We start from the raw sequence: 14633 nt of genomic DNA on the forward strand, positions 1-14633 counted from the left end.
ACGGAAGGCCTCATAATGGCCGTCAATCTTACACTAGTCATTTCTATAAGATAATACGACAGCCTATCCAATTGGAAAGGCTGTCAATAGCTGAAAGTATTAACATCATTCTGATTGTGCGTCCGTCGGTGCATTAATGTATGTATCTGTAAGCACATCGGTCGGTGCAGCCACAGGCACATCATCCGTTGCTGATTCACTGTTCTGGAGTAGTGCTCTCGGATAGGTCCGTGCACGCTCATAGTACCAGTCAAACAAGAAGCGGGCCATCGCCTGACGTCGGTTATCGCCATCCCACTTTAACCCGGCTGTTGGGTCCGCAAATGAACTCCTTGCTCCAGCTTCCAGCAGAAAGCCATTCATGTGTGCGGTCATGCTGACATTACCGGCTGCTGTAAAAATGGACTTCGTGTTTTGCCCAAATCCATTATTAGAGCCGTTAAACAAATTCCAGTACTCCGAATCGCCGGGCTGTGTTTTGAACCAGGTAAATTCTGTGATATTTATTGGATAGGCTTGAGCTGCCGCCTTAATGTTGGAATCCCATTGCGATTGTAGCTTGTCCTTGTTATCATGCGCTCCGTAGCCCGGATACCAGTGGACAGCATAGCCGTAGTTGTTCAATGGATCTATCAGCGGGTGTTTTGCCGCCGGGCTGTAAAATTGGTTGTATCCAAGTCCTGCAGCCCAGATGACATTATCCGCTCCTTTACTTCGAATCGTGGAAATGATAGAGTTTTGGAATCTTCTCAGATCATTCCAATGGTCAACAAAATCATTTTCACCAGGATAGCCTCCCCAATGCCCATTCGCATATGACTTAATAGGCTCGTTGATCAGTTCAAACATGACGTTATCCGCGCTATTAATAGCCGGCTGCGAGGCAAGATACCCCCATATTTGATTGAATTTGTCCAGATTGGATTGTGTTGTAGCCTGGTCGTCAGCCAAAGTGAAATCAAGACCAAGGGTAACATAAATGCCCTTTGTTTTCGCATAATTGATGTATGGAATAATCACATTTTGTGTAGCTGCTTGTAAACCTGAGAAATTGTATGACCCTGCGGCCACATCTCCCATATCCTGGCGGTCAATAAACAATCGGACCTGATTCATATACCAGCCGTGGTTGCTTCCATACTTCGGTCTGGTGTCTGCAAAGGTGTCAGTGATATCCTTCAAATAAGCCAAAATTGCTGCATGACGATTGTTACCATTTAAATTGAGATAATAATTACTATTTTGATAGGTCCAGTATGCCCCCGACGGCTGATGCCAGCCACTTAAAACAACAGGTTTTCCGCTGCTGTTCACCAATTGATTGCCCCTGACATGGAGCTTTCCCATAGGCATACCTGACCATGCATCTATATGTTGGCCAAAGACCGGTGTTAAAGGCAATAAGAATACAAGTATCAGAGCTATTTTACATACCATACCTAATTTTTTCAAAGAAAGGCCTCCTCTTCAAAAATTAATTGACTATTATACCAAAAGAATAAAATGGTATAAACATGTAGTGGCTCCGCTTCCTGAGTCTATCCCATTTCAAAATCGTCATTTCCCCCCTTAATAGAATATTTTAATCCTGATTTTCATTTCTTGTATATAATTGTAGTACTTACATTTTTAAACCACAACTTGATAAAATTTAGTTTTTTTAAAATTATGCCTCAAGTGTTAAGTTTGCTATTGTGGACGACTCCATTTCAAACTACAATGAAGATACCAAATTTGGAAGCGCTTTATTTTTTCGGTAAGATGGTCAATACTTGAAATAATGTATCATTACCAGCCATTTCTTTCATGTTTGGTCAATCTTTTATGGAGGTGTAAAATGAAGAAGAAGTCTTGGTTCACTTTAATGGTCACGGGTATTGTCTCTCTGTTTTTTTCGGTAAGCGTTTATGCGGGGAATGTTTTTTGGGAACCACTTAATGGTTTCAATTCGGGGGCATGGCAAAAGGCAGACGGATATTCCAATGGGAACATGTTTAATTGCACTTGGCGTGCCAATAATGTTAATTTTACGAACGATGGCAAAATGAAGCTTGGCTTAACGAGTTCTGCGTACAATAAGTTTGACTGCGGAGAGTATCGATCGACGAACACTTACAGATACGGCTTATACGAGGTCAGCATGAAGCCTGCTAAAAATACAGGGATCGTATCTTCCTTTTTTACGTATACGGGGCCTACTGATGGCACGCAATGGGATGAAATAGATATTGAATTTTTAGGCAAAGACACGACAAAAGTGCAATTCAACTATTATACAAACGGTGTCGGTGGTCACGAGAAGGTTGTTGATCTGGGCTTTGATGCATCAAGAGGCTTTCACACCTATGCTTTCGATTGGCAGCCAGGATACATTAAGTGGTATGTTGACGGGGTTCTAAAGCATACGGCAACTACAAACATACCAAGCACGCCAGGCAAGATTATGATGAATTTATGGAATGGCACTGGCGTTGACGACTGGCTAGGTTCGTATAATGGAGCGAATCCGCTATACGCTGAATATGATTGGGTAAAATACACGAGCAATTAGGCCGTAGTACAAAAGCAGCCCTTCAGGTATTTAATAAATCCCCAGTTTAACCCATATGTTTACGGGTGGTTAGCATTTTCCTGCTTCAATTACTTTAAAGATACCAATACAGGAAAGGGTTCATGTAACTATACTCACTCTGATTGAGCCAAAGCTGTCGCCTCTTGAATTTAATAAAAAAGCCCGATGATACTTGCTCATCGGGCCTTTGTTAAATACTTACTAGGGCCTGTACGCAAACTGTACAACTCGTAGAAATCTAGTAAAATAAGGCACATGAGACGAAGATACGAGTTAACGGATGAAGAATGGAATATAGTTGACCCCCTGTTGCCCCCAGCCCGAAAAAAACAGGGAGGACGTCCGCCCAAGGATCGGCGCCAGATGCTCAATGCCGTGCTTTGGGTTGCTCGAACGGGCGCGCCATGGCGGGATTTACCGAGTTACTATGGCCCTTGGTCTTCAGCCTACAGCTTTTTCTGGCGGCTACAAAAAGCGAATATTTGGGGTGAAATACTGAAGCATGTCGCCATCGAGCCGGATTGGGAGCAGGTCATGGTCGATGCCACCATCGTCCGCGTCCATCAACATGGAGCGGGCGCAAAAGGGGGCAGGACCGGCAAGCAATCGGACGTTCGCGCGGAGGATTAACTACCAAAATTCATGCGATGGTGGATGCGCTCGGCTATCCGCTGCGTTTCGAATTGACGCCAGGACAAGACCACGATTCTGCCACCGGCTATCGCCTTCTTCATGAACTGGACTTCTGCCCGGGCGAAGTGTTGGCTGATCGCGCCTACGATACCAATGCCATTCTGGAGCTTTTGCAAAGCCGAGCGATCACTCCGGTTATCCCAAGCAAACGCAATCGGCGGGTAAAGCGCCCGTTAGATTCTGAAACGTATAAAGAGCGACACTTAATTGAATGCTTTTTCAACAAAGTAAAAAACTATCGACGCTTGGCCACTCGCTATGAAAAAACAGCGAACATGTTCATGGCTTTTTTGACGCTGCTTTCAATTCGTTTATGGCTCAAATAGGTTTGCGTACAGGCCCTAGAAAATAATTACGGTTGCTAACTATAATATTTAGTGTGTTACCATCATTAATGTCTTTGAACACAAACACCAATCGGTTTATAACTCAGGAACCAACTTTAATGTTAAGTTGGTTCCTGCAAAATCCAGTAATAACAATGTTTCAAAGGGATTTACAGTCATTTTTCAGTTACATTATAGTTAGTAACTAAGGAAAATCTCAAATAAAACAGGAACATTAATGATGTTGTTGCCGTTGAACTGTTGTTCTATCTATACATTCTCCTTGCGATTCAATTATCACAAAGGATATTTTTTGATCTATGATTGTATTTCCCACCGACTAGTTCCATTATTCATAAAAGATATGAGCGATTTTAGCGCAATTTCTACCATATCACTCACTGCTTGATCCGTATAAAATGCGGTATGTGGCGTTATAATGACATTGGGCAATGCCTTTAAGATGGCCAGTTGGTGATTATTCAGGACATTCAAACGGTGATCCTCATGAAAGATGCCCAGTTCATCTTCAATCACATCTAGTCCTGCAGCCCCTACTTTTCCCGTCTCAATCCCATAAATCAGCGCTTCGGTATCGATTAATGGTCCCCGCCCACAATTCACGATGCAGACGCCATCCTTCATTTTAGCGATGCTTTCCCGATTGATCATATGGGTGTTGCTATCGAATAATGGTGCATGCAGGGTAATCACATCACTAGTGGAGAATAGCTTTTCCAGCGAAACATACTCTATCAAATTTCTTAGATTATCATTTTCGTAAATATCGTAACCTATAAGGTTACATCCGAATCCGGAAAGATTTCTGGCAACAGTAGCTCCAATTTGACCGGTACCTATAATCCCCACAGTTAAGTTTCTGATTTCTCTTCCTTGAATACCTGCCAAAGTGTAATCCTGTACGGTGCCTCGTGCTAAAATCTGTTGTGCTTTGCGTTCACACATTAGAATTAACATCGTGGTAAAATCCGCGACACTATTGGGCGAGTAGGTAACATTGGAAAAGCGAATGCCATACTCTTTAGCCGCAGCTCTATCTACATAATTGTATCCAGCGCTTCTTAATGCGAGATACTTGACCCCAACCTTACTTAAAGCTTGCAAAGTTGCTCGGTCCGCTTTATTGCTCCCTTGTATCGTTACAGCCTCAGCGTCTTGCGCTTGAATTGCGGTCTCGGCATTTAACTCTTGAGTCACATATTTGATATCCAAATCAAACTTCTTCCCAAATTTTTCGAAGTATGCCGCTTCGTCAGGACGCGTTTGATAAACTACGATTTTATTCAAGGTTGAAAACTCCTTTCGGTGATTGGCCTCATCATGGAAAATGGAAATACGTTACCGGACAGTATAATGTGAACATTTTCACATTATACTGTCCGTATATCGTCCAACGTCAGCCGAATAGTGGAAACATTTTAAAGTGGTGGATTATAAAAAGTATGGCAACAGCAAGCTGATAACAATAACCATTATGGCTCCGCCGATCCGGTTGGCGATAGTTGCAAATGGCATCATCCCCATCCGCTCCGAAGTTGACAATACCCCGATAGCACCGGTTCCTCCCAGATTTCCTAAATTAAGACCTACGGCGATCATCGAATCTATAGGATGGAATTTCATAAGCTTGCCGACAATTAATGAACCTACGACAGAGCCGATAACCCCAAAGATGATAATGGTAAAATTTGATACTGTAAAATAGGAGGACACTTGGCTCAAATCAAGCGATGCAATCCCAATCCCCGTGATCAGGAACGGTAAAAAGTTTCGAACCATAAACCCTTGCCAGTAGTCACTAGATTGGCACAAGCTATCATCCAAGAATCCAGTTGCTTTCACGATAATGACTAAAATTACAGCCCAGGCTATAAAGTTAAGCTGTGGTATGAGAGTCTGCAAAATGTTACCGGCAATTATAAAAACAACCGAAACAAACAAGCCTGTACCTAACTTCGTAATATCTTTTTTCAAATCACTCGAGACTTTAGCTTTTTCTTCAACGGGTTGGTCTGCATTTTTGTGCACATTCTTCAGTAATTCGCCATTACCTGTTAGCGAAGGATAGCGCTTCCCAAGTTTATGCAGCAAGCCGGCGAAAATGACGCAAATCAGGTTCGAAATGTTCATGTATACAAGGAATTGCCCAGAAAAAGTTCCTGCCGGCTTGTGAAGAATTGGGCTGTAAATGGACGGAACAACAGCGATTGCACCAGAAGAGCCTCCGGTATAATTCGGCAAACCGATCATGAATAGACCCTCCAGCAGCGTTGAACCTGTTAGGAGCGATCCTAGAAATAAGAAGATGAACACAAAGGCCAGAGCACCAATAATGCATGGTAATAGCCGTAATGAGATGGAGACGAGTACCTTCCGATCCATACTGAGGATCGAACCGATGATGATTGCCGACAAAAATAAGTTGACAAAGCCCGATCCAATCAAACCAGAAATATTCGTCTGCACGTAATCCGGGATCAGGCCAAAATACACGAGTGCGGAGCCAGCGAATAACGGCAGGAGGATTGCCCCTCCCATCCAACTTCCAAAAATGGGGATGATGCCTCCAACATATGAGAACAAACCACCAGCCATCAAGAGAAATGCAATCGAACCGATAATATCTTTATTCAAATTCCCCGTATAGACCGCAAGCAAAATGATAATAGAAAAGGGAATATAGTACTTTAACGGCAACCCTGAAATCTTTATTCTTTTTAATTGAGTTATGAAATTCGACTTCGGCGGCATAGCGGTAACCCCAATTTGCTTATCCATAGTAAACTCCCATCTGATTATTGTTATAGCGCAAATTGTTTAGCTGGATGAGTGATGACCCCCATTAACGCGGATGCCGCGGCCACTGCCGGGGAAGACAAATAAATCAGCGACTTCTTGGTTCCCATTCTACCGATAAAGTTGCGATTGTTAGTGCCAAGTACCACCTCGTCGTCACTCATTAAACCATATGGTTGACCGCAGCATAATCCGCAGCAAGGGTGCGAGACACTGGCACCAGCATCGATGAAGGTTTGAATAAAACCGCGTTCCATCGCTTCTTTGTAAACGTTGGTGGTTGCCGGGATCACGATCATTTTCAGGAAAGGAGCTATTTTTTTACCTTCAAGAATTTTCGCTGCCGTCTCCATATCTTCAATGCTACCGTTGGTGCAAGAACCGATATAAACCTGATTCAGTTTCGTTCCTTCAATTTCGGATATAGGATGGACATTATCAACCCCTTGCGGACATGACAATTGGGGCTCGAGCTTGCTGACATCGTAACGAAGAACTTGTTCATACTCGGCGTCTTCGTCCACTTTCAGCCAGGAAATATCATTATAGTCCATGTCATAATACTCGGCTGTTTTTTCATCTGCTTCGAATAATCCTACCTTTGCACCGGCTTCCAAAGCCATGTTGGCTATGGTGAATCGTGACTGCATACTCATGCTGCGCACGGCAGCTCCTGTGAATTCCATCGACTTGTACTGTCCGCCGTCCGATTTGATGTCACCAAGGATTCTTAGGATAATATCCTTTGCTCCGACACCCTCTTGAAATTCACCTTCAAGCACAATCTTGATGGCCGAGGGAACTTTGAGCCAAATCTCGCCCGTTGCCATAACTGCTGCCATTTCGGTATGTCCAATGCCAGTACAGAAACAGCCCGCCCCGCCATAGGTCGTTGTGTGGCTATCTGTCGCTACGACGATTTCACCTGGTCTTGCGTATCTCAGCTCATGCATCAGAGAATGGCAGATTCCCTCGCCCTTATGAACGTTTTTAATTTGGAATTTTTCGGCCAACTCAAGTCCATCCACAAAATGAGCAGGATCGGTATCAGCTTGGTTGGTCGGCATCAGATGGTCAAAGATAATTACTCCGCGATCCGGATAGATCGCTTGGGTCACATGCATATCCTTTAAAGCGCGCTTTAGGAACGAAGTATAAATATCATGGATCATATATCGATCAGGCCGAGCGATTACAATATCGCCTGGGGCCAGACTTTGTTCTCCCGTATTTTTCATTAATAGTTTTTCAGCCAGTGTATATCCCATTGCTTGTTATCTCCCTTCTACTTCAGCTTTTTCCATTCGTTTAATGATGTTGGGGATTAGTCCGCCATCTTGAATAATTTCAAACAAGTTCTCGGGCACCTTGGGAATGCTGAAGCTCTTGCCGTTGACTGTAACTGACTGGTTCACTTCGACAGTCAGGATGTCCCCTTCTTCGCAGTGCTCAGGTATTTCTGCATTTTCAATCAGCAGCATTCCGTTATTGATCGCATTCCTAAAGAAAATGCGGGCAAAGGATTTAGCGATGATGCAGTAAACACCATGTACATTAATCGCTTCGGCGGCCATTTCCCGTGATGATCCGCAGCCAAAATTTTTACCAGCTACAATAATGTCTCCTGGTTGTACCTGAGATGCAAATTCGGAGCGAAGTGTTTCAAGGCAGTGCGAACCCATTTCCTTTTTATCGAGGATAACTCCGTGCCGACCTGCAATAATAGTATCTGTATCGACATCGTCCGGTAGTTTCCATATCTTACCACTAAATTTCTTTTCCATAAAAGACTTCTCATCCCTTCGAATTTAATGTAATACAGCCCTTCAACGCGGAGTTGGCAACGGACTCTGCGGAAGCCAGGTAAACCAGCGAGTCCTTTGAGCCGTTGCATCCCTTGTAATTCCAGCAACTAGCAGATAGCATCGTTTCGCCTTCAGCGATAACACCTTTTGAGGTTGTCACACAGCTGGCGCAGCCTGTGCTCAAGATTTGCGCACCGCTATCGATAAAAGTTTGAATCAACCCTTCGGAAATAGCCTGCTTGTAAACTTCATTAGTTTGTGGTCCAATCGATAACCGCATATTAATTGGAATCCGTTTTCCTTTCAGAATCGCTGCGGCTGTTCTCAAATCCTCAATACTGCCTCCTGTGCATCCGCCGATGAAACAAGCCGACAGTGGAGTGCCTTTCAATTCAGCCGTAGGTTGCGATTGATGGATCGCCCCCGGCAGAGCAACCATCGGCTGCACATCTCCTAGATCATAGCTTTCTTGGCCCGGTCCTTGATAATCTGTTTGAAGAAAAGCTGTTACAGCACCGCTTCTCGAAGCCAATTGGCAAAGATCTGTTGTTTCTTTCGGGGATAAGGAATTTAAGCCCTTGCCATAAAATTCGATAGCTTTGCCGGCGTATTTAAGCTCTTCTGATGCTAAAAAAGAGATTAAGAAATCTTTAATGGACGCTTCTGGTTTGAGTTGACCCTTAAGTTCAATGTACACGGTTTCCGGAACCACTAGACTCATCTTGCCGCTGGCACACACTTGAAGCAATTCGGATGGATTCACATGTAAACCAAGAGCCTGCTCTACACCGAAAATGCTGTTGTGTTTGCCTGGCGAAACAATGATGTCACCAGGATTTACATATTGATCCAGCAGAATGTGATATCCGATACCTTGGGATTGGACAAATTTCAGTTCGTGCTTGCGAGCAAACTGGATGAGTTTCTTCTGTATTTCAGCCGATATGAAATTCCCAGCGGGAGTATCGAAATAGAGCATTACGATCACCCGCTCAGGTGCCTCAAGCCGCTTTATATTTTCTAATTCATTTACAATTTCTAATGGTAAACTGTCACTTAAAACAATATAGTTCGGTTCAATTACTGTGGTTGCTCCGGACTTTTCGTTCAAAATAGATTCGATCATCGTCATATCAAACCAGCTCCTTCCCTATTTCCCTTATCTTTTCGGATATGATAGACCCCATTTCGCTTGTCCCAATCCGTTTACTTCCTGGTAAGCAGATGTCCTTTGTTGCGTATTTTTCATTTAATACCTGTCTAACTGCTTTCTCAATGGTCTGGCTCTCTTTTTCCAAACCGAAAGCAAACCGCAACATCATCGCGCCAGATAAAATAGAACCGATCGGATTGGCGATATCTCCGCCTATAATGGAATAATCCTTATTGTGTATTTGGTTAGGTGTAAACAAACCTTTGCCTTGGTGATTGAGCTCTGCTGACGGAAGTACATTCGGTGTTCCTGCCAATGCCGATATTTCATCCGAAAGGATATCTCCGAACATACCAGACGTTAGAATGACGTCATAGTTATGAGGATTGGTAATGACCTGCGCAGCGGCATCATCAATATACTGATTCACCAGACTGACATCCCGATAATCTGCGCTAACCTCCTGTACAACCTCACGCCACAATTTCGAACTCTCCAAGATGACCGCCTTATCCAAACTTGTGACCTTCTTGCTGCGCCCACGAGCAATTTCAAACGCGGCGCATGCATTCGCTTTGATAATTTCTTCATTATAGTACTCTGTATCGAATGCTTCTTTGCCATGATCCCCGATTCCCCGGTATCTTTTGGACATGAGCATGCCCCCAGCCAGATCACGAAGCATAAGAATATTAAACCCCTCGCCAATGATACCGTTCTTCAGAGGGCTCAAATCCGCCAATGATTTATACACGGAGATGGGTCTAATATTTATCGTAAGCTGTAGCTTTTTCCTAAGTAGAGAAAGAACATAGCTAGGACGCTTCTCTTGCGGTAATTCCGGATAGTGGTCTAGCCAAAGGCTGCCTAATAATATCGCGTCGCTTTCTTGACATTGTCTTAGGCTCTTATCAGGAAGGGGTTCGCCGTACTTTTGAACGGCCTCGGTTCCAGCTTCACATCTTTCAAAATGAAACGTATGATGAAATACGTTGCCGACTTCATTCATCACTTTGATCGCTTGATCAACGATTTCTTGACCGATACCATCTCCATAAATAACCGAGATATTGTATGCCATCTACCTCATCTTCTCTTTTTGATATTACGGAATAATACTTTTAATCCTCCAAAGCAATCACCGTTATATTCCTTGGATTTGTTGAAGCATATAAATAATTACGATTAGTACAACGTTGTACTAAAAAATCACCATGAATCACTATTCTCCTTTCTAAGGATTCGGCCGAATTTTAGAATTGAGTTTTAGTACAACGTTTTAGTATAACGTTGTACTTATTGACAGACTCATTTTATATCAATAAAATGAGCAAATCAAGGTTATGTTCTACTTTTCACAATTGTTCACATTTACTGAAAATTAGATTATGATTATATTTAAGGAAAGTATGACCAATTATTTATTAGATTGGAGACCTTTAGATGGTTACACTGAAGGATGTTGCTAAATTGGCTGAGGTATCCGTTTCGACGGTTTCCATTGTCATTAACGGCAAAACCAAGGAACGGAATATTCCCTTGAAAACCTACAATAAAGTCATGAAAGCCATAGATGAATTAGGTTATCAGCCGAATGTTAGTGCAAGACGTTTACGCAATTTAGATCGGGCCAAGCCGATCATTGCCTTATATTGGACATTAGATGCCCGGACGAACATGCTCACGGCACTGTTGGCGGGGATTCAATCCGAAATAGAAAAAAAACAATTTGATTTCGAGCTTGTTATACGTATTTATACGAATGATCAAATCGCAAAAGACGCTAAAGAGATCATGAACAATACGTATAATGGAATTATTATAGGTGCTACTTCCGAGGCGGATCTTGCGTATTTGGAGTCATTGTCGCCCCGCATGCCAATCGTTTTGATTAATCGCCAATCCAAAAAATTCTCCACAGTTTATGTTGACTCCGGCGAAGTTGCAATAGAGGCAGTTTCTTTGCTTACTAAACAGTCGGTACAACAAATCGGAGTGGTTGCAGTGGAAAGTCCTTATGTTGCTTCCAACCAGCGTATCAATGCGTTTCTTGAAGAGTGTAGGAAGCAGCATATTTCGGTTGATCAACCACATATTATGATGGCACCAAATACGCTTGCCGGTGGAGTTGCAGCGGCCGGGAGATATCTCCAAATGACGGATAGGCCTAAAACTATATTCTGTGAATCGGATACCATTGTTCTGGGAATGACCCATGAATTTAACCGTTTGAATATTAGAATCCCTGAGGAAGTTGCTATTATATCGATCGGGATGACCGGACCGGATGCTACCCAATATTCTACACCGCCCATTACGGCCATCGATATACCATCCGAGAAAATAGCCGCAGCAGCTATATCTATACTTTATAAATCGTTATCCAAGAAGAACCTACATGAACGGATGTTGCCCGTTCATCAAAAAATAGCTCCAACAACTTATATTCGAGCGTCATTTCCGTTACCGCCGGATGATGTCCTTAACTTTCCGCGGATATAAAAGGTTGATCATATGCCCGTTCCTGGATTTTTGCAATCTTCGCTTTACTCTCATGGAAATGAAGTGCCTGCCTCTTTAAAATAGATGGAGCAGGCACTTTTTCGTGAACATCTTTCATGTTTGTTGTCTATCTTTTTCTTTTTAAAATTAACCTAAAAATTTAGAGTTTCCAAGACTCCTCTGCTTGAACCCTGCTAATTCACTCGCCATAGTTAACCTTTATCCGCTAGAAAAGCAAACATCTTCGCACAAACAGAGTAACATATCCCTAAACCATTCCATCCAAATCTCTCTGCATTTTTATTATGAGGGTACTCCCCTTGCCCGCTTTGCTTTCAACAGAGATTTCACAGTCCACAATATCTACCACTCGCTTCACTTCCAGATTGATACCACAGCCAGTATCCGAAACCTTCACTACTGCAAATCCTTCTTCTATTTTCAGTCTAACAGTCACCTTAACGCTTGGCTCGCTAACTTTATGGCATTAGAAAAGAGATTGTTCCACACTAAAGCACTCGATCTTCCAGTTGCGTAATCCGGTAGTAATCGTTTAATTCTTCTAACGCCCCGTTAGTTGAATAAGAGCACAACTTGTGATTTATTAGGAGGGTAGGAATTGATGTATCAGCAGAACAACTTTCACACATAAGAATTATTGGAGGAATTTATGGATAATAAAAGGTATTTTTCAATTGGGGAAGTTTCCAGATTAAAAAATGTTACGATAAAAACCTTACGTTATTATCATAATATTGGTTTATTAATACCTGCATACACTAATCCCGATAACGGTTATCGCTATTATACAGTTAATCAATTTATCTATCTGGATATTATAAAAATTTGTAAGCAAAGTAATGTAAGTGTTAAAGAAATTAAAGCCTTATTTGCTAAAGCCGATACTAATTACCTTAAACTTTACTTAGAACAGAAAAATGAAGAAATTCATAAAGAAATAAAGAAATTAGAGAAACTTAATAAACAAATAGAAATTTTAAAGGCAGCTATCCATTCATCTGAAGATGAACTTATGAACAATGGATTTAATATTCAGACATTTGAAGACAGATACTTTTTAAGTTTACCTACATCAGGTGGAGAACTTAATGAGATAAAGTCATTCGATAAATTAGATGAAAAATTAGGCGAATTCGCAACTCATACGTTTCAGTGTGGATTAATTTATTCATGTCAGTATGATAATTGGAAAATCAGTGATGTATTTCGTCTAATAACATCAGATGATTATAGATTGCTTAAAGATACCTTTAATATATCTGAATTACCAAAAGGAGAATATTTAACTGTTAATTGTACGGGAGATACTGAGATTGAAATATTTCAATTGGTAAAAGAATATTTGGAGAAAAACAGTTTGACGTGTAATAAGGTTTATTTGTTTTATTTAGTGACAGATGTTTTTAATCAATATAATCACTTCTCCCAATTTCAAATAAGTCTAAAGCCCACCCCATAAATAAGGTAGGCTGACTTTTAGCTGCTTAAAGTTTGTATTCATAAATAAAATTTGTATTTTCGAGTTTACCGTTAGGTAGATTAAATACAGTTACTTCTTCATCAAGACGAACAAATCCATTATGGTCATAGAATCCATAGTTACTCATTGTATCTGTATACACATAAATTTTATTTGCTTTTGTATTTCTTAAGTAAGAGATGAGCTCATTAAATAATTTTTTCCCTACTTTTTTTCCTCTAGCTTCTTCAGAAACAGCAAAGAATTCTAAGCAACCCTGAAACTCATCTTCTTTTCCTCTAATTAACTTGCTGTATGCCTCATTAGTCATAGAGGTGAGTTCAACAAATACTTTTCGTTCTATGTCATTTAGATTTAAGAGTTGTAGCAATTCACTTGTATAATCTTCTTGTAGCAATCTATAAGATGTTATTTCACCAACTCTTGAACCAAAAATTACACCAATAACTTCTCCATCTAATGTAGCTACTCTTCCAAAAGTACTTTTATTTAATATTGGACTTATGAACTTCATTGTAACTGCTGCATTTATTATGCCGTCATCCTCTATAAAATCCTTTGCGTTCCAGGTATCTGCAATAATCGCTTTAATACGTTCTATATCCTCTTTTCTAATGTCTCTAATATCTAAGTTCATTTTGACTTCCTCCTTTTAATTGATTAGCTTACAAATTGAGTTTAGTGTCTCCCCTAATGGGGAGAGTCAAGTATTTATTGTAATTCTATTTTCAACTAGCCGTTTATTGAATAAAAAAGCTCTCCTTATTTCAGGAAAGCCGCCGTTAGTATAATAAAGATGTAAATCCCATATATCCGTCATCCTTCATCTCTCCCTCCAGGGCTCACTTACAAGGATAGACGGCTAATAGTCATGTTAAATTGGGAAGAACCTGAAATTGCCGGACTCTATTATAAGGAGTCCGGCAATTTCAGGTGAAACAATAAATATCCGAATATCAATAATTGAATACAATTCAGTCAAGAATATATTCAACTCTTCAATAGTCATAACGTATTTACATTCTAATTGAATTTGCCTTTTGAAAATAACTCCGTAGCTAACGATGTCAGTTAAAGCTTCTTCTAAAGCCTTCTATGGAATGCGGAGAAGCTCCGCTTCCTAAACCTCTTATTTCAGATATCTGTATTTCTTCCTGTAGTCTTCGTGTGCCTTTTGTTGTTCTTCTGGTGTCATAGTCAAAAGATTAAACTCGTCTGCAACGATCGGCAATTACTTCTTTTCGTTTTTCGTGTATTCGGATTT

The 14633-nt window shown here is 41.2% G+C and carries 12 protein-coding genes and 1 pseudogene; 4 read left to right on the forward strand and 9 right to left on the reverse strand.

Annotated features, from left to right (window positions below; all coding sequences use genetic code 11):
- Nucleotides 1-105: 105 nt before the first annotated feature.
- Complete coding sequence (locus tag NSQ57_RS21510) at nucleotides 106-1452, reverse strand: cellulase family glycosylhydrolase (protein WP_342425275.1); 1347 nt, start codon at nucleotides 1450-1452, stop codon at nucleotides 106-108.
- A gap of 412 nt (nucleotides 1453-1864) precedes the next feature.
- Between NSQ57_RS21510 and NSQ57_RS21515 the strand changes: the two genes are divergently transcribed.
- Together NSQ57_RS21515 and NSQ57_RS21520 are read left to right on the forward strand one after the other, a co-directional pair.
- On the forward strand, nucleotides 1865-2551 hold the full coding sequence (locus NSQ57_RS21515) for a glycoside hydrolase family 16 protein (protein ID WP_230585153.1): 687 nt from the start codon (nucleotides 1865-1867) through the stop codon (nucleotides 2549-2551).
- 276 nt (nucleotides 2552-2827) lie between these two features.
- Nucleotides 2828-3591, forward strand: a pseudogene (locus NSQ57_RS21520) (IS5 family transposase).
- Between the two features lie 318 nt (nucleotides 3592-3909).
- Here NSQ57_RS21520 and NSQ57_RS21525 read toward each other — a convergent pair.
- The 6 genes from NSQ57_RS21525 to leuB all read right to left on the reverse strand — a co-directional run bounded on the left by NSQ57_RS21525 (nucleotide 3910) and on the right by leuB (nucleotide 10447).
- Complete coding sequence (locus NSQ57_RS21525) at nucleotides 3910-4899, reverse strand: D-isomer specific 2-hydroxyacid dehydrogenase family protein (protein WP_340933259.1); 990 nt, start codon at nucleotides 4897-4899, stop codon at nucleotides 3910-3912.
- A gap of 144 nt (nucleotides 4900-5043) precedes the next feature.
- Nucleotides 5044-6390 (reverse strand): 2-hydroxycarboxylate transporter family protein, encoded by a 1347-nt coding sequence (locus NSQ57_RS21530; RefSeq protein ID WP_342425276.1) that lies wholly within the window; start codon nucleotides 6388-6390, stop codon nucleotides 5044-5046.
- A gap of 23 nt (nucleotides 6391-6413) precedes the next feature.
- Nucleotides 6414-7676 carry an aconitase/3-isopropylmalate dehydratase large subunit family protein gene (locus NSQ57_RS21535; RefSeq protein WP_340933262.1) on the reverse strand — a complete coding sequence of 421 codons (1263 nt, stop codon included), beginning with the start codon at nucleotides 7674-7676 and terminating at the stop codon, nucleotides 6414-6416.
- 6 nt (nucleotides 7677-7682) lie between these two features.
- The gene (locus NSQ57_RS21540) at nucleotides 7683-8192 is read right to left on the reverse strand and encodes a 3-isopropylmalate dehydratase (protein WP_340933264.1); all 510 of its coding nucleotides are present in this window, start codon (nucleotides 8190-8192) and stop codon (nucleotides 7683-7685) included.
- A 10-nt stretch (nucleotides 8193-8202) separates the two neighbouring features.
- On the reverse strand, nucleotides 8203-9345 hold the full coding sequence (locus NSQ57_RS21545) for an aconitase family protein (protein WP_340956965.1): 1143 nt from the start codon (nucleotides 9343-9345) through the stop codon (nucleotides 8203-8205).
- A 1-nt stretch (nucleotide 9346) separates the two neighbouring features.
- A complete protein-coding gene (gene leuB / locus NSQ57_RS21550) occupies nucleotides 9347-10447 on the reverse strand; it encodes a 3-isopropylmalate dehydrogenase (protein WP_340933268.1) in 1101 nt (366 codons plus the stop codon).
- Between the two features lie 362 nt (nucleotides 10448-10809).
- Here leuB and NSQ57_RS21555 point away from each other — a divergent pair, with 362 nt between their 5' ends.
- Entirely contained in the window at nucleotides 10810-11868 is a 1059-nt protein-coding gene (locus NSQ57_RS21555; RefSeq protein ID WP_340933270.1) for a LacI family DNA-binding transcriptional regulator, read from the forward strand.
- A 268-nt stretch (nucleotides 11869-12136) separates the two neighbouring features.
- Here the strand turns inward: NSQ57_RS21555 and NSQ57_RS21560 are convergent, their stop codons facing one another.
- On the reverse strand, nucleotides 12137-12286 hold the full coding sequence (locus tag NSQ57_RS21560; RefSeq protein ID WP_340956968.1) for a hypothetical protein: 150 nt from the start codon (nucleotides 12284-12286) through the stop codon (nucleotides 12137-12139).
- A 252-nt stretch (nucleotides 12287-12538) separates the two neighbouring features.
- Between NSQ57_RS21560 and NSQ57_RS21565 the strand changes: the two genes are divergently transcribed.
- Nucleotides 12539-13348, forward strand: a complete 810-nt coding sequence (locus NSQ57_RS21565; protein WP_340933274.1) for a helix-turn-helix domain-containing protein — start codon at nucleotides 12539-12541, stop codon at nucleotides 13346-13348.
- Between the two features lie 25 nt (nucleotides 13349-13373).
- On the opposite strand, the gene NSQ57_RS21570 is transcribed toward NSQ57_RS21565, so the two are convergent.
- Nucleotides 13374-14006 carry a GNAT family N-acetyltransferase gene (locus tag NSQ57_RS21570; protein ID WP_340933276.1) on the reverse strand — a complete coding sequence of 211 codons (633 nt, stop codon included), beginning with the start codon at nucleotides 14004-14006 and terminating at the stop codon, nucleotides 13374-13376.
- Between the last annotated feature and the right edge of the window lie 627 nt (nucleotides 14007-14633).

This window comes from Paenibacillus sp. FSL L8-0502, assembly GCF_038593055.1.
Lineage (GTDB): Bacteria > Bacillota > Bacilli > Paenibacillales > Paenibacillaceae > Paenibacillus > Paenibacillus polymyxa_D.

Bases quoted from the DNA above. Each gene is read 5' to 3' on its own strand.
- NSQ57_RS21565 (WP_340933274.1), top strand. From the start codon at position 12,539: ATGGATAATAAAAGGTATTTTTCAATTGGGGAAGTTTCCAGATTAAAA.
- NSQ57_RS21540 (WP_340933264.1), bottom strand. From the start codon at position 8,192: ATGGAAAAGAAATTTAGTGGTAAGATATGGAAACTACCGGACGATGTC.
- NSQ57_RS21555 (WP_340933270.1), top strand. From the start codon at position 10,810: ATGGTTACACTGAAGGATGTTGCTAAATTGGCTGAGGTATCCGTTTCG.
- NSQ57_RS21515 (WP_230585153.1), top strand. From the start codon at position 1,865: ATGGTCACGGGTATTGTCTCTCTGTTTTTTTCGGTAAGCGTTTATGCG.
- NSQ57_RS21545 (WP_340956965.1), bottom strand. From the start codon at position 9,345: ATGACGATGATCGAATCTATTTTGAACGAAAAGTCCGGAGCAACCACA.
- NSQ57_RS21570 (WP_340933276.1), bottom strand. From the start codon at position 14,006: ATGAACTTAGATATTAGAGACATTAGAAAAGAGGATATAGAACGTATT.
- NSQ57_RS21530 (WP_342425276.1), bottom strand. From the start codon at position 6,390: ATGGATAAGCAAATTGGGGTTACCGCTATGCCGCCGAAGTCGAATTTC.
- leuB (WP_340933268.1), bottom strand. From the start codon at position 10,447: ATGGCATACAATATCTCGGTTATTTATGGAGATGGTATCGGTCAAGAA.
- NSQ57_RS21535 (WP_340933262.1), bottom strand. From the start codon at position 7,676: ATGGGATATACACTGGCTGAAAAACTATTAATGAAAAATACGGGAGAA.